The 25,298-nt window shown below is 68.0% G+C and carries 26 protein-coding genes and 2 pseudogenes; 12 read left to right on the top strand and 16 right to left on the bottom strand.

What is annotated here, in order from left to right; translation table 11 throughout:
* Window positions 1-92: 92 nt before the first annotated feature.
* Window positions 93-1,136, bottom strand: a complete 1,044-nt coding sequence (locus DEJ48_RS39275) for a mechanosensitive ion channel family protein (protein ID WP_223832395.1) — start codon at window positions 1,134-1,136, stop codon at window positions 93-95.
* A 468-nt stretch (window positions 1,137-1,604) separates the two neighbouring features.
* On the opposite strand from DEJ48_RS39275, the gene DEJ48_RS39270 reads away from it, so the two are divergent.
* Entirely contained in the window at window positions 1,605-2,210 is a 606-nt protein-coding gene (locus tag DEJ48_RS39270) for a dihydrofolate reductase family protein (protein WP_150220820.1), read from the top strand.
* Window positions 2,211-2,354: 144 nt separating this feature from the next.
* The gene (locus DEJ48_RS39265; protein WP_150220819.1) at window positions 2,355-3,455 is read left to right on the top strand and encodes a hypothetical protein; all 1,101 of its coding nucleotides are present in this window, start codon (window positions 2,355-2,357) and stop codon (window positions 3,453-3,455) included.
* 38 nt (window positions 3,456-3,493) lie between these two features.
* Here the strand turns inward: DEJ48_RS39265 and DEJ48_RS39260 are convergent, their stop codons facing one another.
* The 3 genes from DEJ48_RS39260 to DEJ48_RS39250 all read right to left on the bottom strand — a co-directional run bounded on the left by DEJ48_RS39260 (window position 3,494) and on the right by DEJ48_RS39250 (window position 6,016).
* Window positions 3,494-3,697, bottom strand: coding sequence for a hypothetical protein (locus DEJ48_RS39260; protein ID WP_150220818.1), 204 nt, complete (start codon window positions 3,695-3,697; stop codon window positions 3,494-3,496).
* A 558-nt stretch (window positions 3,698-4,255) separates the two neighbouring features.
* Window positions 4,256-5,071 (bottom strand): DUF4344 domain-containing metallopeptidase, encoded by an 816-nt coding sequence (locus DEJ48_RS39255; protein ID WP_150220817.1) that lies wholly within the window; start codon window positions 5,069-5,071, stop codon window positions 4,256-4,258.
* Window positions 5,072-5,242: 171 nt separating this feature from the next.
* Window positions 5,243-6,016, bottom strand: coding sequence for a glycosyltransferase family 2 protein (locus DEJ48_RS39250; protein ID WP_150220816.1), 774 nt, complete (start codon window positions 6,014-6,016; stop codon window positions 5,243-5,245).
* Window positions 6,017-6,508: 492 nt separating this feature from the next.
* On the opposite strand from DEJ48_RS39250, the gene DEJ48_RS39245 reads away from it, so the two are divergent.
* Window positions 6,509-6,892, top strand: coding sequence for a nuclear transport factor 2 family protein (locus tag DEJ48_RS39245; protein ID WP_150220815.1), 384 nt, complete (start codon window positions 6,509-6,511; stop codon window positions 6,890-6,892).
* A 50-nt stretch (window positions 6,893-6,942) separates the two neighbouring features.
* Here the strand turns inward: DEJ48_RS39245 and DEJ48_RS39240 are convergent, their stop codons facing one another.
* The 3 genes from DEJ48_RS39240 to DEJ48_RS39230 all read right to left on the bottom strand — a co-directional run bounded on the left by DEJ48_RS39240 (window position 6,943) and on the right by DEJ48_RS39230 (window position 9,642).
* A complete protein-coding gene (locus tag DEJ48_RS39240) occupies window positions 6,943-7,284 on the bottom strand; it encodes a GNAT family N-acetyltransferase (RefSeq protein ID WP_150220814.1) in 342 nt (113 codons plus the stop codon).
* Window positions 7,285-7,899: 615 nt separating this feature from the next.
* Window positions 7,900-8,088 (bottom strand): hypothetical protein, encoded by a 189-nt coding sequence (locus DEJ48_RS39235; protein ID WP_055565705.1) that lies wholly within the window; start codon window positions 8,086-8,088, stop codon window positions 7,900-7,902.
* Between the two features lie 117 nt (window positions 8,089-8,205).
* Window positions 8,206-9,642: a hypothetical protein gene (locus tag DEJ48_RS39230; protein WP_150220813.1), complete on the bottom strand. Its 1,437-nt coding sequence runs from the start codon at window positions 9,640-9,642 to the stop codon at window positions 8,206-8,208.
* Here DEJ48_RS39230 and DEJ48_RS39225 point away from each other — a divergent pair.
* On the top strand, window positions 9,632-12,787 hold the full coding sequence (locus DEJ48_RS39225; protein WP_150220812.1) for a CHAT domain-containing protein: 3,156 nt from the start codon (window positions 9,632-9,634) through the stop codon (window positions 12,785-12,787). The genes DEJ48_RS39230 and DEJ48_RS39225 overlap by 11 nt on opposite strands.
* A gap of 26 nt (window positions 12,788-12,813) precedes the next feature.
* Here DEJ48_RS39225 and DEJ48_RS39220 read toward each other — a convergent pair whose 3' ends face one another.
* From DEJ48_RS39220 to DEJ48_RS40040, 5 genes and pseudogenes are all read right to left on the bottom strand, one after another.
* On the bottom strand, window positions 12,814-13,443 hold the full coding sequence (locus tag DEJ48_RS39220) for a hypothetical protein (RefSeq protein WP_150220811.1): 630 nt from the start codon (window positions 13,441-13,443) through the stop codon (window positions 12,814-12,816).
* A 210-nt stretch (window positions 13,444-13,653) separates the two neighbouring features.
* Window positions 13,654-14,001, bottom strand: a complete 348-nt coding sequence (locus DEJ48_RS40050; RefSeq protein WP_190537886.1) for a hypothetical protein — start codon at window positions 13,999-14,001, stop codon at window positions 13,654-13,656.
* 424 nt (window positions 14,002-14,425) lie between these two features.
* Entirely contained in the window at window positions 14,426-14,584 is a 159-nt protein-coding gene (locus DEJ48_RS40045; RefSeq protein WP_190537884.1) for a hypothetical protein, read from the bottom strand.
* On the bottom strand, window positions 14,585-15,070 hold the full coding sequence (locus DEJ48_RS39210; RefSeq protein ID WP_150220810.1) for a hypothetical protein: 486 nt from the start codon (window positions 15,068-15,070) through the stop codon (window positions 14,585-14,587).
* A 354-nt stretch (window positions 15,071-15,424) separates the two neighbouring features.
* Window positions 15,425-15,697, bottom strand: a pseudogene (locus DEJ48_RS40040) (DUF6042 family protein); the annotation flags it as partial.
* Between the two features lie 475 nt (window positions 15,698-16,172).
* On the opposite strand from DEJ48_RS40040, the gene DEJ48_RS39200 reads away from it, so the two are divergent.
* The 6 genes and pseudogenes from DEJ48_RS39200 (at window position 16,173) to DEJ48_RS39175 (ending at window position 21,203) form a co-directional block, all read left to right on the top strand.
* Window positions 16,173-17,600 (top strand): FG-GAP-like repeat-containing protein, encoded by a 1,428-nt coding sequence (locus DEJ48_RS39200; protein ID WP_150220809.1) that lies wholly within the window; start codon window positions 16,173-16,175, stop codon window positions 17,598-17,600.
* 89 nt (window positions 17,601-17,689) lie between these two features.
* Entirely contained in the window at window positions 17,690-18,313 is a 624-nt protein-coding gene (locus DEJ48_RS39195; RefSeq protein ID WP_150220808.1) for a DUF6461 domain-containing protein, read from the top strand.
* Window positions 18,314-18,830: 517 nt separating this feature from the next.
* The gene (locus DEJ48_RS41205; RefSeq protein WP_411757519.1) at window positions 18,831-18,983 is read left to right on the top strand and encodes a hypothetical protein; all 153 of its coding nucleotides are present in this window, start codon (window positions 18,831-18,833) and stop codon (window positions 18,981-18,983) included.
* 33 nt (window positions 18,984-19,016) lie between these two features.
* A pseudogene (locus DEJ48_RS41200) lies at window positions 19,017-19,532 on the top strand (helix-turn-helix domain-containing protein); the annotation flags it as partial.
* Window positions 19,533-19,674: 142 nt separating this feature from the next.
* Window positions 19,675-19,866, top strand: a complete 192-nt coding sequence (locus tag DEJ48_RS39180) for a hypothetical protein (protein ID WP_150220807.1) — start codon at window positions 19,675-19,677, stop codon at window positions 19,864-19,866.
* A 528-nt stretch (window positions 19,867-20,394) separates the two neighbouring features.
* A protein-coding gene (locus DEJ48_RS39175; protein ID WP_223832262.1) for an IS5 family transposase occupies window positions 20,395-21,203 on the top strand; the annotation gives its coding sequence in 2 pieces (ribosomal slippage) (window positions 20,395-20,742 and window positions 20,745-21,203; 807 coding nt in all).
* Window positions 21,204-21,212: 9 nt separating this feature from the next.
* On the opposite strand, the gene DEJ48_RS39170 is transcribed toward DEJ48_RS39175, so the two are convergent.
* Together DEJ48_RS39170 and DEJ48_RS39165 are read right to left on the bottom strand one after the other, a co-directional pair.
* Window positions 21,213-21,530 carry a hypothetical protein gene (locus tag DEJ48_RS39170; RefSeq protein WP_150220806.1) on the bottom strand — a complete coding sequence of 106 codons (318 nt, stop codon included), beginning with the start codon at window positions 21,528-21,530 and terminating at the stop codon, window positions 21,213-21,215.
* A gap of 169 nt (window positions 21,531-21,699) precedes the next feature.
* Entirely contained in the window at window positions 21,700-22,488 is a 789-nt protein-coding gene (locus DEJ48_RS39165) for a hypothetical protein (protein ID WP_150220805.1), read from the bottom strand.
* 179 nt (window positions 22,489-22,667) lie between these two features.
* Here DEJ48_RS39165 and DEJ48_RS39160 point away from each other — a divergent pair, with 179 nt between their 5' ends.
* On the top strand, window positions 22,668-23,201 hold the full coding sequence (locus tag DEJ48_RS39160) for a CbrC family protein (protein WP_150220804.1): 534 nt from the start codon (window positions 22,668-22,670) through the stop codon (window positions 23,199-23,201).
* Between the two features lie 399 nt (window positions 23,202-23,600).
* Here DEJ48_RS39160 and DEJ48_RS39155 read toward each other — a convergent pair whose 3' ends face one another.
* A complete protein-coding gene (locus DEJ48_RS39155; protein WP_411757566.1) occupies window positions 23,601-24,101 on the bottom strand; it encodes a hypothetical protein in 501 nt (166 codons plus the stop codon).
* A 64-nt stretch (window positions 24,102-24,165) separates the two neighbouring features.
* Here DEJ48_RS39155 and DEJ48_RS39150 point away from each other — a divergent pair, with 64 nt between their 5' ends.
* Window positions 24,166-24,597, top strand: a complete 432-nt coding sequence (locus DEJ48_RS39150) for a DUF4259 domain-containing protein (protein ID WP_150220803.1) — start codon at window positions 24,166-24,168, stop codon at window positions 24,595-24,597.
* A gap of 7 nt (window positions 24,598-24,604) precedes the next feature.
* Here the strand turns inward: DEJ48_RS39150 and DEJ48_RS39145 are convergent, their stop codons facing one another.
* Complete coding sequence (locus tag DEJ48_RS39145; RefSeq protein ID WP_150220802.1) at window positions 24,605-25,144, bottom strand: hypothetical protein; 540 nt, start codon at window positions 25,142-25,144, stop codon at window positions 24,605-24,607.
* Window positions 25,145-25,298 lie beyond the last annotated feature (154 nt).

Genomic DNA, 25,298 nt, shown 5'->3' with positions numbered 1-25,298 from the left:
CCTCCCGGCCCTGGAGATCCAGCTCAGACACCAGCCGCGGAGTAGGTAAGAAGGGCCGGGCGTCAAAGCCCCCCCCCCGGGGCGCGGCGTAGTCACCGCACTACAGGGGCCCGGCCACCCGCACCCGCGGTGTCACTGCCGTCACCGTTCTCGCCGTTGTCGTTGTCGTTGTCGCTGCGAATCCAGACCGTGCGCTGCTGGAAGGGAATGTCGATGCCCGCGGCGTCCAACGCTTCCTTCACCCGCCGACGCAGCTCGCGGGTCACAGCCCACTGCTGCAAAGGCGCTGTCTTCACGGCCACCCGGACCACGACGCCGTCCGGCTCCAGGGACTGCACTCCCCACACGGAAGGGTCCTCCAGCAGAGCCGGTGCGAACTTCGGGTCCTCGCGCATGTCGCGTCCCGCTTCTTCCAGCACGCGGTACACGGTGTCGAGGTTGCACTCATAGGCCACCGAGACGTCCAGGACGGCTCGGGCCCACTCCTGGCTGTCGTTGCGCACGCGCAGGATCTCCCCGTTGCGGATGTGCCACAGGCCACCGTTGAGGTCACGGACCTGGGTGAGCCGCAGGCCGACGTGCTCCACCTCGCCGACCGCCTCGCCCAGATCCACCGAGTCGCCGACGCCGTACTGGTCCTCCAGCATGATCAGCATGCCGGACAGGTAGTCCGCCACGAGATTCTGGGCGCCGAAACCGATGGCCAGGCCCACCACACCGGCGCTCGCCAGCAGCGGGCCGAGGGCGATGCCGACCTGGTCGAGAAGCATGGCTGTCGCCATGACACCCACTACTACGGTGACGATGCTGCTGAGCACCGAGCCGATGGTGCGGGCACGCTGCTCCCTGCGTTCCTTGGCCCGGCTGCGGTCGCGGTGCAGCACGGCCGGACCGCGGCTGGTGCGGCGTGCTTCGCCGGTCTGCTCGGGCGGTTGGAGGATGCGCTGCACCACGCGGGTGATGGCCTTCTTGGCCAGCGCCCGGACAATCATCGCCCCCACGACGATGAGCAGAATGCGCAAGGGGATGCCGATGACGATGTCGGCGTGGTCCCCCAGCCACCCCGGGGCGGCTATCACCGCATGGTTCGCGCTGCTGCCGGGGACGGACGACGCCGGCATGCCGGTGGGTGACACGGACGATGGCTCCACTCAGTCGAAGTAGCAAGATCACGGCGGGCACGGGCCCGCAGTTACGGGCTGCGGTCGCGGTTCACAAGGTCCTTGTTCCGCACCGGGGGCGCGCTCTTGGTTGGTGTCCAAGCACTCACGCAACGCATCCACGTCTACCGCCCTAGATCCGCTGCCCGCATCCAGCGCTTTCATGACACGTCTCGCCCGAATCGAGTCGGGTCCGCCCGCCGCGCGGGAGTCAGCCCTCCGCGTCCTCCGCCCGCTTCTCCAGGCGGCTTCCCCGTGGCACGGTGATCGACATGATGTCGCGGGGGGGACCACCGGGCCACCGCCCCGGAACACGCACGCACACGCTGATCCGGTGGTCACGGCGGCGTCTGGGAGTGAGCTGACGGAAATCCAACGGCGTGGCCGGTGAGTTTGCGGCTCCCGACCGGTCCAAGCTCGTGACACCTAGGAAAGGACACCGCCATGTCGGAACTTCTCGTCGACTTCATCACCTCCCTCGACGGCTACGCATCGGGCGAGGGATGGCCCGGGTTCTGGGGCCTCGAGGGGCCGGAGTACCTCGCCTGGCTGGGCGAACAGCCCGAGGTCACGTACCTGATGGGAGCGAACACCTACCGCTTGATGTCGGGCTTCGCCGCAGGTGAGGTCCCGAAGGGCCAGGACGAGTTCAGGCCCGAGGAAGAGGCGTCCGTCGACGAGCTCACGCAGGCGTCCAAGGTGGTGTTCTCCTCCTCGCTCGAGGAGCCGCTGACCTGGGCCAACTCCACGCTCGTCCGCGACGACGCCGTCGAGACGGTCCGCACCATGAAGTCGAACGGCTCGGGGCTCCTCAGCACGATCGGCAGCCTCAGCCTGTGCCGGTCCCTGCTACGGGCCGGGCTCGTCGACCGCTTCCGGGTCGTGATGTTCCCGGTGATCACCGGGGCCACGGGTGAAGAGCGCATCTACGACGGCTATCCGGACGTCGCCCTCGAGATGACCGACCACCGCACCTTCGACGGTCGCATCCAGCTCGTCGAGTACAGGCCCCGCGTGCTCGAACACCCGCCACTCGCCGACCCCGCGTGACGTCACCCCGCCGACGCCGGTCCGGCGCCGCACGTTCCACCGCGCCCCGGTCCGACTTACGAGAGCGCCTACCCACTGACGCGGCCATGACCATAATGGTGAGACCCGGACGGCATGGGTACCGGGAGGGCATGGGGGGTCAGTGTGGATGCACCCGACCTGGCGGCGATGGCTGCGCAAGCTCTGTCCGTCGCGCCGCCGGGCGCCGCCCATACGGCGGCGTCGGATCTCGTACGCGGCCGGCTCAGCCGTTCCGATCGCGGGCGGTCCGCACTCGACGAGCTGGCCCACGCACCAGACGACCCCGAGGTCAGCAGCAAGGTACGAGCTGTCCTCGCCGAGGAGATCAGCGGCGATCCCGAGTTCGCCGGGCGGCTCGCGGTGCTCTTGCACGCATCCTCACAGGAACACACCGCACGGGAACACACCGCACAGGGGCACACCTCACAGCAGCACACCTCACAGCAGCACATCGGCAGTGTCGTCCTGACCGGCAGCAAGGTGTCGCGCAGCCAGATCGCGCTCGGTCCGCTGACCATCAACAACACCCCTGCCGGGCGGCTCTCCCTCGGCGCGGGCATCCTCCTGGCGCTACTGGTGATCGTGCTTTCCGCCTACGGGGGTGTGCGGCTGTTCGACAACGCGGACGCTTCACCGCGCAACGCGCCGCCCGGCCCCGAATCGGCACGCTCTGCCGACCGCGCCACCGCTCTGCCACCCACCGCCGAGACTGTCCGCCAGATCCTTCCGGACCGGAGCAGCATGGATGCCCGGGAGTATCCCTGGGTCGGGACGCCCAAGGTCAGGACGTCCGCGGCCGGTCTCCCCCTCTGCGAGGCAGCACCTGAGTGCGAGGAGAATGCCGCCGCGGTCGGCGCGGTGGATTTCGGCAGGGGTGAGAACGAGGGCGAGAACCGGGCCGAGTTCCTGGTCTTGGCGTTCCCGGATGCCGACGCCGCCCATCGGGCGTACACCGACATCGTGGAGGACATCGAGGAGGTCCGCGTGCCTACGTTCGTCAAGGTGGAGCTGGAACGGAGGGGTGAGGAGAGCCAAGGGTTCAGCATGGACCGAACGAGCGATCCAACAGAGCTCAACCGCTCGCTGCTCTTCCGTCACGGCGCCTTCATCGGCCTGGCACACCAGATGGATGATCCGACCGCCCAGCGACACAGCCGCATCCTCGGCCTGTCTTCCATACTTGCCGACCGCTTGGAGAAGGCCAACGCCGGCAAGACCCCGTAGGTCCGAGGCCGGCGACGCCGCGCAGCCACGCGCTCGGGTCAGTCGTGAGCGACGGTCACGAGCTTCCAGCCGGTCCCGGTGCATCCCTGGTGCGGGGGCGGGAACCGGTGACCTCGCACGTCGGTGCTATACCGGTGGTGCTGGCCGCACTCACACTCGTAGATACCGGACTCGGGCACGATCTCGCCGGGCTTGAAGATCTGCTCGCTCTGCGCATCGCTTTCACTCTCGCTCTCGCTCATGATTCCGGTTTATGGGTCCTGGCAGTGCGGCGCGACTCGGCGGACGCCGGATGGGGCTGCGGCGCGACGACCAGGGCGACGAACAGCCCGAGGATTCCCGCGATCTCCGCCGTCACCGAGAGGCGCAGGCGCCAGGGGTTGGTCTCGCTGCGCGGCGGTGATGGCGGCGGTGCTGGAGGAGAAGCGCCCCCGGTGTCACCACCGTCCATGGCCGGATGGCGACGGACTGGCGGGGCGTTCCCTGGACGGTGCCATACCGCCGGAAGAAGTCCTCCGCGGACTGACGCGAACGCTGCCGACTGCGGCGTTCTTCTTGGGCCTTCTCCATCAGTTCCCGCACGAGGAGCACGGTGGACACGGCAAGCCAGACCACCACCGCCGCCCACCACAACGACACCGTGTAGACATGCGTCCCGACGGTCACTTCCATGGTTCCCCCGAAGCGCCGTCCGCGCCGAGCAGCCAGTCCCTCGCAGCTGCCGTCTCACCGACTGTCCCGCACTGACGCCCCCCCCCAGCGCAGGTACATGTACCGCCCCGTTCACGACGCGCTCCGCGCTAACTCCGATACGGCTTCAACAGATGCTCCCAGCCGCGCCGGAGTGCCTCCCACTCCTCCTCGCACCCCTCGCTCCGGTCGCGGGTGAGGATGGTGTCGTCGACGAGGCGCTCGTGGGTGTCGGGATGGGCTCCGTACAGCCAGCACCGGTAGTTGGCCGCGCGGGCCGCGTCCGGGGAGTGCTCGTCGGAATAGTCGAGGTCCTCCGGATCGTCGTCCGCGGCGTACAGCCGGTATGCGTCGGCCACGGCGGCGAGGTCCCGCCGGCCTCGCGCGCCCTGCCGTACGAGCTGGTACGCGGCGAACTGGTCGGCGACGTCCTCCTCCCGCCCGACGAAAGGCAGCTCCCACTTGTCCATCAGCGCGTGCGCACCCTCGTGGTACAGCGTCTCGCGCAGCGCGCCCTCGACCCGCTCGTCGACGTCCGACCGGCCCTCGTCGTGGAACAGCTCGCGCGTCTCGGCGACGAACTCGTAGCAGACGACGATCCGCCCCGTCTCAGGGTCGTACTCGGCCTCGGCGTCCTTGCAGGACTTCGCCGTCATCCTCACGCCGCCCGGCAGCCGAACCTGCTTGGCCAGCGAGCTCCGCACCCCTTCCAGGACGCGCCGCTCGCGCAGGAAGTCCGCCTCCGCACCACTCCCCCGCTTCGGCGTCTCGTACGAGATGCCCCAGACGTTGGGCTCGGCGGCCGGGACCGCGTCGGGCGTGCACGCCGCCGCCACGCCGACGGCGGCCGCTGCCGCGCCGACCAGTGCGACCGCCCTGGGAACCGGGCGGCGCGACACCGACGGGGAACGGAAGAAAGATGTCATACGTGACATTCTCCCGTGCCGATGTCACCCGCATGGTGCGCGAGCCGGTGCACGAGCCCCGTCCGCGCGGACGCCGCCGCTGCTTCCGCGCCGAGCCCTAAGGCCTGTGTCGGAAGTCCCGCCTGCCCCGCGACGCCCTCCGGGCGGACGACGGGACTTCCGACACAGGCCCTAGATCCGGGAGTTGCGCAGCGACTGCCACACCGCACCGGCAAGCGCCCGCGTCGAACGCGGGACCGACAGGCCTTCGTGCCGCCGGTACAGATCCCAGTTGTAGGGAACGAGGGACAGCTTGTTGGAGGACAGCGAGTCCGCCTGGTGCGCCCGGTACACCGCGAGCGGCTCGGTCAGGCCCCGGGCGTCGGCACCGTCACGCATGATCGACAACCACAGCGCGTAGTCCTGCCGCTTGCGCATCTCGGGCATGAGCCTCGTGCCCAGGGCGTTGCGGTCGTACATGGCGGTCAGGGCACCGATGTGGTCCCGGACCAGCATCGCGCGGTAGTCCACGTGCTCGCGCGCGCGAACAATGCGGCCGTTCGGAACGAAGTCGGTGCTCTCGCCCGCGTAGTCGGCGTCCATCTTGAAGTACGAGGTGAACGTCAGCGGCGCGCTGCCCTCCCGGGCGAAGGCGACCTGCCGCTCGGCCTTCTCCGGCAGCCACATGTCGTCGCTGTCGAGGAAGGCGACGTAGTCACCCCGGGCCCGCTCGATCGCGAGATTACGCGCCCGGCCGGCGCCGCCCCGCTCGGGCGCCTGTTTCGGCAGGACTCGCTCGTCCTGCCGGGCGAGATCCATCAGCATGTCCATGGAGCCGTCGGACGACTGATCATCCGTGACCAGCAGCTCCACGTCGCTGTGGGTCTGTGTGAGTACCGACCGGACAGCTGCGCCGAGCGTGGTGACCGAGTTGTACACGGGCATCACGACAGACACCAAAGGCACAGTGTTTCTCCTTGCTCAACCAGAACGACGGTCCATTCAAGCACTGCGTCGAGCGCGACGAGGGCGAGGGCCGACCGCACACGCTCTCACTGCCCCCGTCGCCGGCAGGCGCACCCTCGGAGCCGCGTCGGATACGCCACACGGCGAAGGCGCCTCCCAGGGCCCCGCCCGCGAGAGATGCCACGCCTGCCCCGACCTCGCTGTGCGAGAGACCCACGCCGAGCAAGCCGGCCACCACGGCTCCGATCAGCGCATACATGACGACGATGAAGCCCATGGCAAGGTACCGGTCCCGCAGCGGCGGCAGGCCCCCGCTCACCGGTCCGCTCCAGCGGCAGCGGCAGCGGAGTGGGCGTAGGCCAAGCCAAACCACGCATCGGTGCACTGGTGCGGGCCATTACTCCGGACGTAATCGACCACCACGCGGCCGAGCGGCAGTCTTGGGTCATCACCCCGCAGGGCAACCACCACCTCACAGGAGGCCGTTCCGCCATGACCACACACGACACCGCCGCTTACGAGACCGCCGTCGCCCGCTACTTCGAGGCCTGGAACGCGGAGGGCGGCGAGGACATCTCCAAGGCCGTGGCCGCCGCGTGGACCGAGGACGGCAGCTACACGGACCCGCTCGCCGACGTCTCCGGATACGAGGGCGTCGCCGCCGTCATCAACGGGGCCCACGAGCAGTTCCCCGGCTTCGAGTTCCGCCGGACCGGCGCGGTCGACGGGCACCACGACATCGCGCGCTTCACGTGGGAGCTCGTGTCGACCGCGGACGGGTCCGCGCCCGTCGCCGGGTTCGACGTCATCACGCTGGCCGACGACGGCCGGATCCGCACCGTCCACGGATTCCTGGACCGCGTGCCCACGGCCTGAACGACGGAGACGGAGCCCTCGTGGACGGGCTCTCGAAGCCCGTCCACGCCTCAGCGCTTCAGCACACTGTCCAGCCACTCCAGTACCTCGGGGGTCACCGTGTCCGCGAGGTCGGCGAACTCCTCGTGCTTCTTGAGGAACTTCGCCACGTAGGGGCAGACGGGCACGGCGCGCAGGCCCGCGCTCCGCACGTCCTCCAGCGCCTCCCGTACGAGGATCGAGGCCAGGCCCTGCCCGGCGTGGGCGTCGTCGATCTCGGTGTGGAAGAACACGCGCCGGTCGTCGCGGTCACGGTACGCGGTGAAGCCCGCGCTCTCGCCGTCGACGACGATCTCGTAACGGTGCCTGGCGTCCACGCGTCGGACGGTCGGGGTCATTTCGGGCTGCGTCATCGTCGTACTGCCTTTCAGGGAAGCGTCAGAGGAAGGTGTCAGGCACGCGCCGGGGTCTTGCGCGGAGCGATGGTGGCGTTGGGGAGGGCGGGCACCGGGGTAGCCGTCGACGTCGCCGAAGCGATAGGACGCCGCTTCCCACGCCTGTCGGACCTCGACGAGGTCCTCATGGCTGCGGCCGATGAAGTTCCACCACATCGAGAGTACTTGGTGACTTCCCACAGGTCAGAGGCGCCTCAATCCTCGGACGGTCAGCAAATCGCCAGCATCGGGCCACGGGAATCGGCGACCGTTGGCGAACAAGAGCTTGCCGCACGGCATGGGCACCCATTTCAAGGTGTGTGATCACGCCCGATCAAGATGGCCGAAGTGCCCGCACTCCTACAAGATCCAATTCCGCGACGCGTCACCCATCGACACAGGAAAATCACGCTAGGTGCGATATGGAACCACTCAGTTGTGCCTCCCGGACCAGTCACGGACCAGACTTCCGATCTGCGTACGCACCATGTGGAGTGCGTGGCGGTTTTGGAGGCTCCCACCCCGTCGTCCACCCTCGGTTCGGGGCCAGGAATGCGCATGCCGTGCTCCCTCTGTGCGTGATGCGGCAGATGCCTACGACGCGGCTCCCTTCGCGTCCACCACGCCGCCGATGACCAGCAGGACGACGGGGAAGACGATCAACAGGAAAGCCATGGTCCAGCCCATCTTCGCCGTTGTCTTGATCGCGACCTTCCTGCAGAGCAGGGCCACGGGCACCAGGTAGAGGAACGCGGCGAAGAAGGCCAAGTACAGAAAGCCCATGAGGATTTCTCCATAAACGTGCGGAGGGGGGACGGGCCGGCCGGTGCGGGCCGGTCCGTCCCCTCTCTTCGTGCATCGGATCAGTCGGCGGTCATACGCTCACTCACCCACTCCGGGTCACCGGGTGAGGTTCTCGGTGAACTTGTTCGCCGGCTCGTCACAGTGCACCACACTGCCCGGACGGTTCCCCGGCCCGTCCCCAAGGAACGGAACGGGGGCGTCCACGCCCCACGGATTGCCGCCGCTGCCCCGGTGGTAGGCGGAGCAGGAGGCGAAGGCGTTGCCGTTCGGCGCGGTGGCGGGGAAGTTGGAGAAGTTCCGCCAGTCGCCGCCGCTGATGCGGTGGTTCGACTTCCGGCCGAGGTTGTCGGTCAGCCGGTCGTCCACGTACAGATAGAGGTCCGGCATGTACGACTGGAAGACGATGCCGTCGGACGGGTTGGCGTCCTTGTTCTTCTCCAGGTGAGTCGGCTTCACGGAGCCGTCGGCGCAGAAGGCCGCGGCGATGTCCTGCCAGATCGGCGGGGCGTTGCCGATCATGGAGCCGAACATGTTGTTGTTCCACTTCCCGGTGTTCTTGAAGAACATCGAGTAGACGTCCCCGGCGAACCGCCGCACGGTGTGGTTGGTCTCCAGGTCGTTGTTGACCTGGTCCACCCACGCCTTGACGTTGTCGTTGACGGACTTGTGGCCGATCATCGCCCGGTAGCCGTGCACACCGCCGCCGACCCCGCGGAAGTCGACGCACTGCTTGGCGTCGTCCAGACGTGCGCCGCGGAAGTGCGGGAAGTACGCCTGACCAGGGGTGTCACCGTCCTTGTAGGGGTGGGACGTGTGGACGTTGCCGTACTCGAGCGCGTCCTGCGTGGTGTAGTCGATGTCCGGCGCCGGGATGCCGTAGTCCGCCTCGATCGCCTGCATGATGTCCGTGACGAAGTGCGGCAGGTGGGCATTGCCGACGCGGGCGCGGTAGTCGGACCCCACGCTGCCGTCGACGATCTTCCCGTCCTCGCCGACCACGAACGTCACGTTCACATCAGACTTGATCTTGTAGCTGTTCGGGTCCGCGTACGCCTTGGACGCGGGGGCGGCCGGGTCGGGCCGCTCGTTGGACATGGCCATCCAGCGCGGGATGGAGTGCGCGGGGGCGGAACCGTCGGCGCGGGGCTTCCAGCCGCCCGCCTTGATCTCCTTGGCCCACTTGTCGGCCGCGTCCCATGTCTTCTGGCCCGTGCACTCGCCGACGGCCTTCGCCGAAGGGCAGCGCGCCTTGGAGGACATGCCGACGGCGTCGGCGCCCTCCGGGTTGTTCCACAGGGGACCTTGGTCAGCGAGGCCGAGACCCCAGTCGTAGAGCGCCTTCATCGACTGCACCGGCGAGTTGATCTCGGTCGAAACCGGCCAGTTGGAGTTCAGCTCCTGGTTCGGGTCGAAGATCGCCGCGGCGGTCAGCGAGCGGTGCACGAACTTGCCCTTGATCGGCTTGAACGCCACGGAGTTCCAGGCGATGTCGCGGTCCGCGGAGCCCGTCTTCGTGTAGTTCGTGAGCTTCACCCTCGGCGTGCCCGTGAACGCATACCACTTCTCCCGACTGGTGCTGGCGCTGGCCGAGGCACGCGGGGGACGGACGCGGATGTCGCCGTGGTGGACAGCCGCCGACCTCTTTACGGAGATCACCCGCCTGACCTTGGAGCATGCGCCGCGGGCTGACCGGATGCTGCTCGCGCTCGAGACGGCATCCGAACAGATCGCCGTCTCGCGTCAGGCCCTCGCCCAGTTGAACCGGCGACGCAACCGGTTCCTGCCCGGTCGCCGGGCTGTCGCCCGGAGAGAACAGGCCGAAGCCGCCAGCGAACGGGCGGAGTTGGCCGACACCTTGCAGGCAGCGGGGTGGCTCCTGGCAGGCCCCTACTGTGTCTCCCTCGATCCCGAGGACATGGCGGACTCGTTTGCACGATGGGTGTCGCCGTACAGACTGTGCGGCATCGTCTACCGTGACGCGATCAACGGACAGCGTGTCTCCTGGCCCTTGGACGGGACGATGCCGGAGCGGGGCAACCGTATCGCCGGCATGCCGGATGCCACGTCCATGCTGGCCCTGGCCATGGATTTCCTGGACGAAGCCTTACGTATCGGCCCGGCATCGTTACGGACCCAGTGCCAGGTCAAGAGGGCTCGGGTGGCTGCCCTGCTCTCCGCGGCGGAACCGGACAACGCGCCACGGCACTGGGAAGTCGCCAGGTCAGCGGTCCAGGACATCGGCCACGTCGAAGTGGAACCGCAGGATCTGGAACACCATCTGGAGGCACTGGCCGTCGTGGCGCGGCACCATCATCTCGCCCCTGGTCTGCGTCTGCGCACCGCCATTGGCGGGCCCGCCCGCCAGCTGCGCACGCTCTGCTCCGCCGACGCGAACCTGGGGATTCTGGCCAATCTGTGCGCCGTCGTTCACCCTGCCGATCTTCCAGAGCTGTGGGAGGAGATTCACGCGTTGTACTCGGAGTCTGCTGAGCTGTCGCGCTCCCCCAGGTTCTGGATGCTCCTCGCCCATCAGTCTGTTGAGAATGTCCTGTCCTGCCCGTCCGGGCCCCTCTCGTACTCCGAACTGATCCCGGCTGTTGAGGCCGATTGTGACCGGCGGGCCGTGTCGTCCCGCTCACGCGCCGCGACGCTCACCCACGCAGCGCTGCACGTCCGCGCCGACGACCTCGGCCGGGTGATCCGGCTGCTTCACCGGGTTAAGCAGTATGACCAAGGCTTCGCCGACACCTACGCGGCGATGATCGACTGGGTTCTGCTGACCTGTCGGAAGCGGCATGCCCAGCAGTGCGCCGCCGAGGGAAGACACGACGAGGCGATCATGCAGTATCTGGTCTCGGTGGAAACGGCAACGGAGTTCGCCTCGCACCACCAACTGCCGACGATTTGCACCTCACTCGCCGATCACAGCCTCAAGGCGCTGCTCAAGTCAGGTACCGACAGTGAGCTCGGCATCCGTGCCAGCGCACTCCTTGCCATCGCCGAACCGGTGATGACCGGGCTCGGCGGCGCGCTGGACGAGCGCGCGGGCTTTGTACGAGGCTTCGGCCAGCACCTCATGCACACCCTGGTCACCTGGGGTCGGCAGGACCGGCAGGACCGGCATACCTCCGATGCGCCGCAGTCGTTGCCGGCGCTCGTCACCCACCACCACCTGCTCTTCAAAGGCTTGGACTTCCGCCTGCTCACCCAGAACGCCGGCCCGCACCAGCTGCCTGCACACGCCAAAATCCTGCACGCGGAGATCGCGGAGCAGGAGACGGCATGCGGGCCTTACGTTCCGGAACGGTCCGGTGCTCTGGACGGCCTGTTCGGCATGCCCGGCGACACCTCGGGGTTCTGTTTCGTCAGCGAGGCGGAGATCGGGCCCGAAGAGCAGGCCAAACCATCCGTCGGGAACAACCGCAGGGCTGCCGACCACCAGATCACCCAGTCACTGCTGGCCGATACGTACCAGGCCGAGGGCGCCCGCGTCAGACCGGGAATGACGACGGTCAACAACCTCCTCGGCGCCATGACAGGTGAGGACACCGTCGTCATCTCTCTGTTCCTTGCCGAAGACCGTACGCGCCATCTCGGCCCGGACGGCTACGCGACGTTGCTGGTCTGCTGCCAGATCACGGACAACGAGCAGACTGTCCGCGTCGTCCCACTGATAGATCTGCCCGCCGGCCACATCACGGTGGTGGACCCCGAACGGGCGAACGCCTTCTCGATCCACTGGGCCGCGGTCCCGGTGGGAGAGGCCCGGGAGGGCGTCAACGCGGACCCGCTCGGGTACCCGGTTTCCCTGCACGGTGAGGAGACACTTGCGCGTCTCTACGCCGTGCTGGGCGGCCCGCCCGCGCAGATGCTGCAGGGCTGGTGGACGCAAGGCAAGCGGCACCTGTGCTTCTGGCCGCACGGCCCGTTGCACTTCGCTCCCTTCCACCTGCTGCACAGCAATGGACGCCCCCTCGCCGACGACTGGACCGTCACCACGGTCTCCAGCAGCTCCCAGCTCAGCCCCCACCCCAGTTCTGCCCCCAGTTCTGCGGTCGCCGGCCCTCGACGACTGCTGATCGCGGGATCACCGTCGGGAGGCACCCAGTACGGCCTGGCGCACCAACCAGGTGTCACCGAGCACGTCCAGAAACTACGGGGCCACCTGACCGCCGAGCACGCGTTCGACACCGTATTGCTTCAGCAGGACGCCACCCCCGAGGCCGTCATGGCAGCGGCCCCGAAGAATCAGTACCTGCACATCGCTGCCCACAGTTCGCAAGACGCCGAGGCACCCTGGCACCAGTGCCTCTACCTCGAACCGGACGAGAACGGCGAGGGCCGACTCTTCGCCCACCAGATCCTCACCCTCGACCTACGTGGCGTCAGACTGGTCACGCTGAGTGCCTGTGAGTCCGCTCTGGGGCGTTACGACGCCAACGACAACCATCGGGGCCTGGCCGCCGCATTCCTACTGGCCGGCGTGACAACTGTGATCGGGACGCTCTGGCCGGTGACAGTACCGGTCACCACACTGTTCTTCGAGGAGCTGTACAGCCGGCTCGGAGCACACTGCCCAAAACGCGACGCGTTCCGCCACGCCCAGCAAAATACCCGACAAGCCTTCCCCGAGTACCGGGACTGGGGGGCCTTCGTATTCATCGGGGACTGGCGCTGATCACGAGCCTGTGCGCCGACCGCCGCTCAGGGCAGCAGAACAGTCGCCAACTCCTCTGGCAGCCGGACCGTGTAGCCGATGACTCCCAAGCGCTTCTTGTGGATGCGGGCCGCCGCTGAGAGCAGGACGGCGCCGCTTGCTCCGCGCGGCAGCTCGACCGTGGCAATCAGCTCGTAAATCCCGTCCAGTTCCCCACCCGAACGCCTGGTGAACTCCCACTGCACGATCCCCGTGCCGGCCCCCCGGGCCCGCAGGAAAGACGCTTGTGTCTGGCGCTGCACCGCAGTCTCGGCCTGGGACTGCACCAACCCGAAGTCCGCCGTGACCGACACTCTGGAATCACGCGTGCCCGAGTCGGTCAGCCGACATGGCACCGGGTCCCAGAACAGCGTCCGGCCATCAGCCTGCTGCGCAGCCCCCTGCACCGCCACAGAAGTAAGCGGCTCGCCGGGCCGGGGCGTCATGTTGAGCGGCAGTACAAGCCGCCGGAAGTCCGCTACGTCCTCATGTTCCACCGCATAGGCCCGTGTGGTCTCAGACGCCGACGCCGGATCGAAGGCCGTAGTGAACGGACGCCCGAAATACACCACTCCGCGCTCGGACAGACCGTCCTGAGCGCCGTGCAGCACCGGTCGCGGCACCAGTTCAACGTCCATCCACGCGAAATCCGACACTGGATCCCCCCGAGACTCGCAAGACGAACGGACCACTGCGCCCCTACCCCTGCTGAAGGCCGGTCAAGCCCCACGGAGCGCCCGGCAGCAACCTCGCCAACGGCTAACGGAGTTGACCCACAGCCAGGCCCTGCCCCTCCGCCTTCACCGCCACGCATGGATCACCGACGACCAGGAGGCCAACCGGCACTTCTACGAGGACGTCATCGGCCTGCCTTTGGTGGCCACCCGGACCGAACCCGCGGTGCTCTCCGGCCCTGCGCTCGCCTTCTTCCAGTTCGCCGACCCAAGGAGCAGGAGGAGTTCAAGACGGATCTCAACGTCACGCCCCTGCGCCACATCGCCTTCAAGGTCGAGACGGACACCCAAGAAGCGATACTCAAGCGCGTCGAGGAGGCCATCTGCCCCCATTCCAACGCCCACATACTCGACCACGGCTTCTGTGTCTCGCTCTACGTCACAGACCCCAACGGGCTCATCCTGGAATTCGCGGTCGGCCACCCCTACGTGGAGAAGATCGACGCCGAGCGAACGCGCCACCGCACACGCCGACCTCGCCCGCTGACGCGCCGGCGGCCACACCAGCAACAACCACTGGCGCTGGCCCCAGACCCCAGAGCCGGACAGACCCGCCTGTCGCACCGGCCCCAAAGCCCCGTGGAGCTCCATGTAGCCCCGTGCAGCCTCATGAAGACCCCATGGAAGCCGCCGGCACCGTGACCCTGCGTCAGCGGCGCCGCAGTCGGCGAAGGGCCGCGCGCACGTCCTTGGCCGCATAGGTGAGGTTCAGGCGCCAGTTCTTCAGCTTGTCCTCAACCCTCGACGCGAACCGTTCGGCACTTGAACCACAGGGGCAGCTCGCGGAACGGTACGTAATCAAGGGTGTCGTCGACGGCGGTTTCGGCGAGGCCACGGTGTCCCTCCGCCCGCAGGACGGCGTACAGGTCGGGGGTGAGGGCGCCGTTCAGCCGGGCCGCGGTCCCGGCCGCGGTGTACGCGAATCCGCGCTGGCGCGGTCCGGCAGCCGCATCACCGTGATGATGCGCGGCGAGGCCGCGGCGAGCGGGCAGTTGCGGGCCAGGCCGATGGCCGCCGTACCCGGACCGTTGTCATCTGTCGCCAACTACCGGACTCGACCACCCCGGGAGCGGCGCCGGCGCAGGGCCGACACGGCATCGCTGATCGGCTCCGTGGAGCGCAGCCACCAGCTCTCCAGTTTGTTGTCCACCCCGGTGACGATCTTCCGGCGCTTGAACCACGGCGGTAGCTCGCGGAACGGAACGAACGTCAGCGTGTCCCTGATGGCGTGCTCGGCGAAACCGCCCGGGCCCTCTGCCCGCAGAGCCTCATAGAGCTCGGGAGTCAGCCGGCCATGGAGTCGGGCCGCGGTCCCGGCCGCGGTGAAGGCGAATCCCCGCTCGTTCGGGTCGCTCAGCCGCATCGCCCTGATGATGCGCGGCGACGCCTCCTCCAGCGCGCACTGGAATGCCAACCCGATCACCGCCGTTCCGAGATGCGGCTCGCCACGCTCGAACGCCCCATCCACCGCGGCGGGATCATCGACACCCAGCAGTCCCTCGCCACTCTTCCAGTCCCACTGGGCTGCCATGAACGGCCTTCCTGCCTCGTCCCGTCAGCCGTCGCACGGGGGCGGGAGCACCTTCTGCTTCTTGAGGTTGTTGATCATTCCCTTTTTCTTCAGCTTGTTCAGGTCACCTTCCGCCTGTCCGTTCGCGGGTGCTCGCCCGATCTCGCCCTTGGCCGACGAGCTGCTGCCCGAACCGTGCTTGTCGTAGGTCGAGTCGTCGTAGATGCGGGTCGGCTCGTCGCCCTCTCCGACCAGTTCGCTCGGCGTGCCGACCAGGTCGGTGACGATCGCGTAGAACCGCCTGTCGTCCTCGTCCGGGTCGGCCGTACGCTACCGACTGCGCATCTGGGCCGCCGCGCGGTGCGTACCCGGCTCTCAGTCCCAGGGGTCGGTCTCCACCACGCCGTCCCGCGTCGACTGCCGCTCGGCGAGGTTGGCGCCGTCCCAGGCGAAGAGGGTCTCCTCGGCGGAATCCTGGTCGTCGGGGAGCAGAAGCGCGGTCGGCATGGACCAGCGGGGGCCGTTGGGTGTTTCCTCGCGGTGGGCCGGGTCCCACGTCAGGTAGAGCTCGGACAGGTCCCGCACCGTGGTGGGCACCGGGAAGCCGGTCGTTGTCAGCCTGGCGCTGAACTGCTTCCAGCGGTCGCCCTCGCGGCCCTCCGGTGCTTCCTCGTCATCCCATTCCTCGTCGGGTCAGGAGAACGTGAGGAGACTGTCGACATTGCCGCTGATCATGTCCCAGTGCCCGTCGCAGCCTCGTGCAGCAGGTCGTCCAGGGTGCCGGTGAAGCCGGGCTGGCTCGCGGTTCCAATCAGCATGGTCAGCGCGAGGCCTGGCAGGGCAGGACGTGATCCTGGCCTGAGACCCACCAGTCGTTGTGCATAGCCCCACGTCCCGGCGCGGGCCGGGCCCCACGCTGCCACCCCACGAGGTCCGACGCCGCGCAAAGACCCTCGAAAGCCGTACGAGCACCGCAAGCCGCATGAGCCACGCAAGCCCCGTGAGCCCCGTGAGCCCCGTGAGCCCCGTGAATTCTGCTAACGCTCACTTCGCTTCGTACAACCCTTCGACCCCTTGGAGTGTCTACGGCACCGTCCAGCACAGCTCCAAGGAGTGAACCTTCATGCCCCTGCCTTTCCGTACCGTCGTCGCCACGGCGGCCGTCACCGCGCTGACCGGCGGTCTGTTGGTCGTCGGTTCGGTGGCACCGGCCACCGCCGCTCCCGCCAAGCTCTCCGATGACTTCAACGGCGACGGTCACCGCGACATCGCGGTCGGGGCGCCGTACAAGACCGTCGGCGGAGCGGAGGCCGCGGGCGAGGTGGTCGTGGCCCTCGGGACGGCCGACGGCCCGTCCACCACCGGCAAGATCGCTCTGACCCAGAGCTCCGCGGGCGTGCCGGGTACGCCGGAGGACAGCGACCGCTTCGGATCCTCGATCACCAGCGGCGACCTGGACGGCGACGGGTACGCGGACCTCGTCGTGGGCGCCGACGGCGAGACCGTGGGGGCCTATGAGGGCCAGGGCAGCGTCACCATCCTGTGGGGCGGCAAGAAGCCGTTCACCAGCAGCACCACGACCACCGTGGAGAGCCCGCAGAAGTGGCAGGCGCACGGTGGCGACGTCGCGGTGGGCGACTTCACCGGCGGCAGCGGCGCGGACCTCGCGGTGATCGAGTCGGGCGGGGTCGTCGTGTACGAGGGCGGCTTCACCCGTGCGAGCAAGCCGGTCCCCGCGTACACCCTCACCGTGCCCGGCGCGAATCTGCGGTACCGGGAGGCCGCCGTGGGCGATGTCAACGGCGACGGCAGGGACGACCTGGCGGTGACCGGCGACGCGGGCACCGGGCGTCCGGGCACCGACATCTTCACGGGCCAGGAGGGCCGCCCGTACCGCATCCAGCGCGTGGACGACGGGGACACCGCGGTCGCGCTCGGCGACATCAACGGCGACGGCTTCGCCGACATGGCCTCGTCCCTGACCTGGCCCCAGTTCTTCGACATCGAGGACCCCAGCGCGGGCTCCGGCTACGTCACCGTCCGCTACGGCAGTCGGACGGGCTTCGGTGACCCGGTGACCCTGCACCAGAACAGCGCCGGTGTCCCCGGTGCCAACGAGGACGGCGACAACTGGGGCGCCTCGGTGGCCATCGGTGACATCACCGGCGACGGCAAGGCCGAACTGGTGGTCGGCGCCAACGGCGAGCAGCTCGGCGACCTGGACAACGCCGGCGACGTGACCGTGTTCCGCGGTTCCGCCTCCGGCGTCTCGCAGTCCGGTGTCGTGCGGGTGTCCCAGGACTCCGCCGGAGTTCCGGGCGCCGCCGAGACGGGAGACCTGTTCGGCGCGCAGGTCCGGATCGCCGACTACGACAAGGACGGCAAGGGCGACCTGGCGGTTACCGCGTCCTTCGAGAACAACCGCAGCGGTGGCCTGTGGACCCTGCCGGGCACCTCGTCCGGCCTCACCGGTTCGGGCGCCAAGTCGCTCAGCTCGGCCGACTTCGGCCTCGCGACGGGTTCGCGCTTCGGCGAGACCCTGCACGACTGACGAGAAGCCCCAACCTGTAGCGGGGGCGCAACCGCCCTTACTGTTGTGCCCCCGCTACGCCACGCATCCCCGGAAGAGAGATTGCGGCAATGCCTGACAGTCTTGAGTGGATCGCCGATGCGTGGAACTCCAGGGGCCTGTACATCACCTGCGCCCGCGGCCTCAGTCCCCAGGATCTGGTCCAGCGCATGGCCGATCACGAGCCGGTGGAGGTCAAACCTGCCACCACCCTCCAGGAAGCCTCCGGCATGGTTGACATGTCCCAGGTCTACTGCACAGGACGCATCGGCCAAGCCGGCGACTGGGCGTTCATCGTGGAGAACGGAGGCAGCGAAGGCTGGGCCCTGGACCCCGGCGTATCCCGCGGCGCCGAAGTATTGATCTTCGACCCGCGGCCCGACGACCCGCCCTCCTTCTTCAGTTACCACGCCAATGGCGAGGTACAGCTGTACTTCGAGCTGGGAGGCTACGACCCCGCAGGAGCCCAGCCCGAGCTGCTGCGCCCAGCCCTCGAGGCGGACGGAGTCATCCCGCCAGAGGACTGCCTCGATGACATGCTCGGCATGGATGAGGAATTGTCGTCCCACGAACAGCGACGCCGGGTGCTTACGGTCATTGGCGAACACTTCGGGCTGTTCCTGTCTCAGCAGACCATCGTGAGCGGGCACTTGCCCGTCGTCATCACCCGCACCTCTCCCCCGACGTCCTGGTAGCACAGGCGGCCTGCCGCAGACTGTGCGGCCAACTGGCTGCGGACGACCCTCGCGTCTCCATGTCGCGTACCGACGTGATGACTACCGAGGCAAAGCAGCGGCCAGGCGGCACTGCTCCCATGCGGGAGCGGCCCGCAAGGCCATCGCCCGGTCTCGTGAGGCGGTCGAGGACGCCAAGACCGAGCCGGGGCCGCCGACGTCTCAGGAGGCATATCCAGGTCCGCCCGCGCCCACGGTTGTGATGCCCGGGAACCAGGGGGAAGCGTCTCATTCCTGTTCGTCAACGTCGTCGGCCGACTCCTGCTGCGGGTCACTGAGGAGAGAGAAGACAACGGACCCGGAACGCGGTGCCGATCAGGTCCTCTTGGACGCCAGTGCCTACGACGAGGTCCTGCGCTGCCAGAAGCTGATGCTGGCACCGCAGGATGCACGGGGCCAGTGAGTTCTCGCCCCAGTCACCAACCGCGGCGACGCCATCGGCGTCCTGGAGCTCTACCTGACCCACGTCACACAGGACGTGCTGGAGCAGGTCGAAGAGGCCGCTCGCGCACTCGCGTACATCATCGTCATCGACCGCTACCACTTGGGCAACCGCACCGCCACCGTCACCCTGGCTGCGGAGAGCCAACGCCAGCTCCTGCCCTCGGCGCTTCTGACACCGCGCGAGTGACCGGCGAAGTGACTGGCTCGCGGCGAGGGATGAATGCCTGTCGCCACACGCCAGATGAGGCAGCGACGCGGGCGTGACTACCTGACCGCAGCCACCGTGCAGCAGTCCCGCGGGCACAAGAAGAAGGCTGCCGACATCGCCAGTGCGCTGAACATCGGCACCGACAACGTCAGCCGCCACTGGTCGGTGGAAGCCACCGGCCGCCGCCAGCTGCGCACCCAGAGCCGCCAGCGGCCCCCGGCCCCCGCTTCTCCGCCGGTGCGGGCCATCCCCCGCCAGCGCCCCCCGCACCGCAATGCCGGTCATGGCCGCGAGGACGAGACCCCCGGTATCACCGACGAGGGGGCATCGGCCAGGAATCTGGACCACCCCGGTCAGGTGCTGGCCCGTGCGCTCTCCCAGCTCCAGCGCCGCAGCCCGTTGACGCTGCGCGCGCTGGGCCAGCAGGCCGGCGTCTCCGCCTCCTTCGTCTCCCGCGTGCTCAGCGGCGAGCGCCTGCCCTCCTGGCATATCACCCGGGTGATCGCCACAGCCTGCGGCGGCGACCCCGCCGACCTCCAGCCGCTGTGGAACGAAGCCCGCGGACTGCGCCCCGCCGAACCCCGCCGCCCTGGGCGCCGCGCTGCGCGGCCTGCTCCTCGCGGACGCCAACCCCAGTGCCCACCAGCTCAGTTCACGCCTGGACCACACGTTGTCCACCCACGAGATCCGCACCATCCTGGAGGGCGCCTACATCCCGGAGTGGGAGACCCTGGGGCGCCTGGTCAGCGCCCTGCACGGCCGCCCCGAAACGATCCGTCCGCTGTGGGCCGCCGCCATCCGCTCCCAACTCCATTCCGCTGCCGCGGGCGCCAGTTGCCTGCCGGCCGGGGCCTTCGGATGAGCACCCGCGCCCTGGCTGCCCCCGGCCCGGCGCCCCGGCCGGGGCAGGGGCTGGCTCGCCGAGCCGCGCACCGCCCGCCGGGCCCAGCCATGGCGGGCGCACCCCGCTGGTCCTGCCGCCCGCCTTCGAGGCCTTCTGCGTCCTGCACCGCGACTGCTACCTCGGCTACGCCCAGCCCACCTCCCGCCCAGCGCCGCCCACCACGCTGTCGCGTCCGCCTTCGGGCACCTGCTCACCCACTGGCCACGCGCCGTCAGCCGACCCAACGTAGCCGCCTACGCCTGGGACCAGCTCGTCGCGCACACCGCCAGCCGCTCCCGCCCACTGCCGCTGACCGCTGCCTGTCCCCTGCAGTACGACGTGGCCGTCCTCCACCACGGCCTCGGCCACCCACTGCCCGTCGTATCCGCCGCTCTCGGCGCCGACGACGCCACGGTCGTCAACCTCGCCCGGACCTGGCAGGCACCCGGCCACCTGTGAGACTTAGAAGCCATTTCAGTTGGCGTGATTTTGCGGCAGTCTGGGGTGATGACTGCTGCGCTCGTCGAGCGGATGGCGCCGGAAGACTTATGGGAGTTGTTCCAGCGAGTGGTGCCGCCGGCGCCGGTTCGCCCGCAGGGTGGAGGCCATCGCCGGCGCGGGGGCCGCGAGGTGCTCGCCGCGATCATCTTCGTGGCCACCTCAGGCTGCACATGGAACCAACTGCCGCCGGGCTTCGGGTTGTCGGGGGTGACCGCCTTTCGCCGGTTCACCGAGTGGACCGAAGCCCGGGTGTGGGCCAAACTCCATCGCCTGGTCCTGGACGAACTCGGCGCCCAGGGCGGGCTGGACTGGACGCAGTGTGCGATCGACTCCGTCAGTGTCCGCGCCCTCAAAGGGGGCAGCTGACGGGACCGAATCCGACCGACCGCGGCAAGAAGGGATCGAAAATCCACCTCATCGTCGACCGGCAGGGTCTGCCCCTGTCGATCGGCATCTCCGCCGCCAACCTCCACGACAGCCAGGCCCTCATCCCTCTGGTTCGTGGCATCCCGCCGATCCGCTCCCGTCGCGGCCCGCGACGCCGACGGCCGGGGAAACTGCACGGAGACAAGGGCTACGACTACCGCCACCTGCGGCGATGGCTGGCATCCCGCGGCATCCGGCACCGCCTCGCCCGCAAGGGCATCGAGTCGTCCCAGCACCTGGGACGACACCGCTGGGTCGTGGAGCGGACCGTGTCCTGGTTGTCCGGCTGTCGACGCCTGCACCGCCGCTACGAGCGCAAGCCGCAACACTTCCTGGCCTTCACCGCCATCGCCGCAACCCTCATATGTCACCGCAGACTGACCAAGTGAAATGGCATCTTAACCTCCGAGCGGCTCATCGCTCCACCGGAACCACGCCTCATCGCCCTCGATGTGCAGGAGGAAGTCGGCAACCGGTCCCGAAGGAGACACCAGTGCCAGCTCCTGGGGGATGCGGTCGTAGGCCGCATCGAACCGCGCGAAGTCCTCCGACTCCAAGATGGCCAGGACCTCGTCGAACCACGGCTTGACCTCGGCGAATACGGGCTCGGCAATGAACCTGCCTCGCAGCCATAGGAAGTCGTTCTCCGTCACGGTGATTGTGCCGATCAAGGTGCCTTTGCGTACGACATGCCACGTGGCATCGTCCTGCGTCATCTTGGGACACGGCTCCTCTCGCCCAGGTGATGTCCGGGAAGTTCCACGAAGCCCAGACATTGTCCCCGCTGGTCGTGCCCGGTCCTGGTCGAGTGACGAAGGGGCGCAGAACACCGGGGCGCCAGCCCTCATGCTGGCCTGAACGAGGCCGGGGGCGGCTCCTTGTCAATCAATGTGGAGGCCGGTCCAGGTTGATGATCTCGCCAGTGGGCGGCTTGGCCTTCACGGGCTCGTCGAAGTCGCTGAAAGTGAGTGCTTCTGGCTTCCCCCCGACGGATTCCTGTACAACCTTCAAGAGGTAGGGCTTGCCCTCCCTCGCGACGTACAGGGTGAACTTGTCTTTGCCGTCGGCGCCCGACAGCTTGATCGCGGGAGTGCCGTCAACTACGGCTCGGCCGTCCCGACGCGCCGTGGAGGTGTCGGCGTCCTCGTATGCGGACATCTGAAGGTCGAGGTCGCAGAATTTGACGTAGTACCTGCCCTCTTCACTCATCCTGCTCGTCTTCGCCCAGTGACCCGCAAGCAGGTCGACTGCAGCCTCGACATCGCTTGCCCGCTCCTTGGTGCCTGCGGCGCGCAGGAGCCCTTCGTCGTACTTCCTGTAGACCGTGTCGTCGGTGATGATCAGCTGCATCGAACCCGTATGGGACTTGCCTACCGTGCCCGCGCACGTACCTGCGGTGGTGACGACCATGTCAAGGGTGTTGAGCCCGCTGGCCGTTTCCGGAGTTGTCCCCTTCATTCGCAGTGAATAGGCGCCCGCGGTCGTCGAAATGGCTTTGTCGGCGATTTCGGCGCCGGACAGTCCGGAAAAGGTGTCCGTCTGCTTGTCCTTGGCTTCTGCCAGGGCCTCGCTGCCGGCTCTGGCCTCCCCGCTCTCAGCACCGCAGGCCGTCAGGGCGGCAGCGAGACAGACTGCAGTGAGCGTGACGGCACGCAGGCACAAGTGATGACGCATAAGGATTCCCCCGGGTGTAGTCTAGCGAAAGACCCCTGCATCAGCGTCTCCCGTCGCGAGGCTCCCTCCGCGCGACGCCTGAGCATATCGGCACGACCTGGGCCTATGGTTGGTGTGGACTTCAACTGGTCGGCCGTAACTGCTTGATCGCGGGGCGGCCTTGCGAACACACTGCACCGGTGAGCCCCGAACTTCCCGTCTTCCGCTATCACCCCGATCCGCTCGCCAGCGGGTCCATCCGTGCAGGCATCGAGACATGCGCATGCTGCAACCGCGCCACGGGGTGGATCTACACCGCGACTTTCTACACCGCTCAAGAGGTCGGCGGACGTTTCTGCCCCTGGTGCATCGCGGACGGCAGCGCGGCTGAACGGTTCGCCGGCGAGTTCATGGACTCCGACGGACTCGAGGGGGTCAGCGAGGAGGTCCTGCACGAGGTCACCCGCCGCACCCCCGGCTTCCACTCCTGGGAGGATCCGCACTGGCTCGTCCACTGCCACGATGCGGCCGCCTTTATCGGCGAGGTCGGCTACGGCAAGCTGGCAGCCCACCCCGAAGCTCTCGACCAGCTCAGGCAGGATCTGCGCATGGGCGGCTGGCGCGACGCGGCCCAACTCGAGCAGTTCCTCACCCATCTCGGCCAGGACGCCACCGCGATGCTCTTCCGCTGCACCGTCTGCGGCGCCCACCTTGCCTACGCCGACGCCTCATAACGGCCCCGACAAAATCGATCCTCCCTTCGGCGGAACCGCACCCTTGGAAGAAGCGAGAGGGAGCGCACCAAGCGGAGGACCCGCGAGGTGCTGAGTACCGTCGCGAGGAGTGCCGGCGGACCGGCTCGTAGTGGTGCTGAAGCCTCTGTAACAGGGGTGGAGCGAAGGGGCCGGGTCCTCCGGGGCTGTGTGTTTGGTCAACCGGGCAAGTCCCGGGAGGAGCCGATGGACAAGCTCAAGTCACACACGGTCGACTATCGCGAGCGTCACGCGGTCGGGTGCGGGATCGCCGGCTCAAGCGGTAACGCGCCGTCGCCACGCGGTACGGCAAGCTCGCGGTCCGCCACGAAGCGACTGTCCTCGTCGCTGCCAGCAACGAGTGGCTGTGGCCTCGGGCCGTCATACGGCGGGATCCGCATTCCACGTCTCCGGCAGATTGCTGCCGCAGAAGACGCAGACGAAGTCGTCCTCGCGCACGATGTTGTGCTCCTGGCAGTCGGGGCACCGCCGGAACACCACCGCGTGGGTGAAGCCGGAGGGGCGCCCAAGTTCTGCGTCGTCCAAAGCATGAGCGACTGCCGGCCAGGAGGTGACGTCCGGACAGTATCCGGTGGACTGGTTGCTGACCTCGCTCACGGTCCACCGGTCTGCCTCGCGCATGAAGCTGATCTCGCCAGCACTCAGAACCATGTCCCCGCCGGCGCAGGCCACGTGCTCGCTTCGCCGCGGCGTTAGCCGAAGCACACCGTCCGTGCCGACCACGAAGGGGAACGGTTCGGTCAGCTCTGCTGCCGATCGCCCAGCGACCCAGCCGTCGAAGTCCTCGTCCCCACCGACCGCGGTCCCGGACGGCCGTGCTCGCGCAGCGCGGCGATGAGGACGAAGCGCGGGGTGTGGTATTTCGTCAGTCGGGTTGTCAGTGCCTGATGCAAGGATGCGGACGACCGTACGCAAGGAGATCAGCATGGGTACCTGGGAGACCGGTCCCTTCGACAACGACACAGCCGCGGACTTCGCCAACGCGCTCGACGAAGCCGAGCCCGAGGCACGTGAAGCCCTGATCCGAGGCGTCCTCATACGGACTATCGACGCCACCGGCTACCTCGCGGAAGCGGAAGAGGCGGTGGCCGCCGCCGCCTTGATCGCGGCGCAATGCCCGGGAGGCGTACCCATCGACATGTCCTACGGCCCGGAAACACCGATGCCCATGTTCCCTTCCGACCTTCGGGTACTCGCCGACGAAGCCCTCGCCCGCATCGTCGGCCACGAGGATGGACCGGCCTCAAACTGGGTCGACCCGGAGAACTGGAAGCAGTGGCGAGCCATACTGACGCGCCTTCGCGCCGTTCTTGCCCCGCCACCCCCGTCCATTGCTCTCTTCGACGTCCAGCCGTAACGGAGCGTCACTCAGCACGGAAGCGTCCGGCAGGGTTTGATGCGTCGGCCCTAGCCCTGCGTTCAGACTGGCGAATCAAGAACGGCAGCCGCCCTTGTGTGCCGCGAAGGACGTTGATCGCCTCGGCCACGGCGGCGAAGTACGTGCTTCTAGCCTCGCTGTACTGCGTGCTGCCCTTTCGCTCGCCTGCAGCAACGGTGTTCCTGTAGTGCCGCAGCGCATCAAGTAGGGTCTCGCTCGCCGCAACGATCTCTGACGGTGAGGAGAGGGCGATTCGATAGCGCCAGGTGTAGAGGTCCGCCTCCCGGAACGCTTCCTGCGCACCCCGATTGCCGTCTTCGGTTGGAGGCTGGTCGTGGTGCGCGACGTTCCAGACAATGTCCGCGCTGCGAGCCACGGCTGCAATGAAATCGGCGCGGAGCTGGTGTTGCGCAAGCTCTACGCGATCACGCCGGTCACGTGCCCAACGAGTCCGGTCGGCTAGCAGCGTGGAGCCGATACCGATTGCCGCGCCAACGATCGTGCTGATGAGCGGAAGTACGTCCATGATCCCCCTCAGTATGTGCCGTCGCGTTGCGCCCTCACCGTCTGCTCGCTGCAGCCGCAGCGGAGGCCTTTTCGGTTTGGTGGTCTCTCCTGAAGGTCATGGTCGCGTGAGGTGCGGATTCACAAAAGAGCGATGGGCGCCCGGCCGTACCTCG

The organism is Streptomyces venezuelae, assembly GCF_008642315.1.
GTDB classification, from domain to species: Bacteria; Actinomycetota; Actinomycetes; order Streptomycetales; family Streptomycetaceae; genus Streptomyces; species Streptomyces venezuelae_D.
Note: the sequence above shows the minus strand (reverse complement) of the source record. Positions and strands in the feature narration are given on the sequence as shown.

Coding starts and splice junctions, on each gene's coding strand:
- DEJ48_RS39235 (WP_055565705.1), bottom strand. CDS start 8,088: ATGGGCTTTCTGTACTTGGCCTTCTTCGCCGCGTTCCTCTACCTGGTG.
- DEJ48_RS39245 (WP_150220815.1), top strand. CDS start 6,509: ATGACCACACACGACACCGCCGCTTACGAGACCGCCGTCGCCCGCTAC.
- DEJ48_RS39170 (WP_150220806.1), bottom strand. CDS start 21,530: ATGACGCAGGACGATGCCACGTGGCATGTCGTACGCAAAGGCACCTTG.
- DEJ48_RS39270 (WP_150220820.1), top strand. CDS start 1,605: ATGTCGGAACTTCTCGTCGACTTCATCACCTCCCTCGACGGCTACGCA.
- DEJ48_RS39210 (WP_150220810.1), bottom strand. CDS start 15,070: ATGGCAGCCCAGTGGGACTGGAAGAGTGGCGAGGGACTGCTGGGTGTC.
- DEJ48_RS39145 (WP_150220802.1), bottom strand. CDS start 25,144: ATGGACGTACTTCCGCTCATCAGCACGATCGTTGGCGCGGCAATCGGT.
- DEJ48_RS39200 (WP_150220809.1), top strand. CDS start 16,173: ATGCCCCTGCCTTTCCGTACCGTCGTCGCCACGGCGGCCGTCACCGCG.
- DEJ48_RS39220 (WP_150220811.1), bottom strand. CDS start 13,443: ATGGACGTTGAACTGGTGCCGCGACCGGTGCTGCACGGCGCTCAGGAC.
- DEJ48_RS39165 (WP_150220805.1), bottom strand. CDS start 22,488: ATGCGTCATCACTTGTGCCTGCGTGCCGTCACGCTCACTGCAGTCTGT.
- DEJ48_RS39240 (WP_150220814.1), bottom strand. CDS start 7,284: ATGACGCAGCCCGAAATGACCCCGACCGTCCGACGCGTGGACGCCAGG.
- DEJ48_RS39195 (WP_150220808.1), top strand. CDS start 17,690: ATGCCTGACAGTCTTGAGTGGATCGCCGATGCGTGGAACTCCAGGGGC.
- DEJ48_RS39260 (WP_150220818.1), bottom strand. CDS start 3,697: ATGAGCGAGAGCGAGAGTGAAAGCGATGCGCAGAGCGAGCAGATCTTC.
- DEJ48_RS39255 (WP_150220817.1), bottom strand. CDS start 5,071: ATGACATCTTTCTTCCGTTCCCCGTCGGTGTCGCGCCGCCCGGTTCCC.
- DEJ48_RS39150 (WP_150220803.1), top strand. CDS start 24,166: ATGGGTACCTGGGAGACCGGTCCCTTCGACAACGACACAGCCGCGGAC.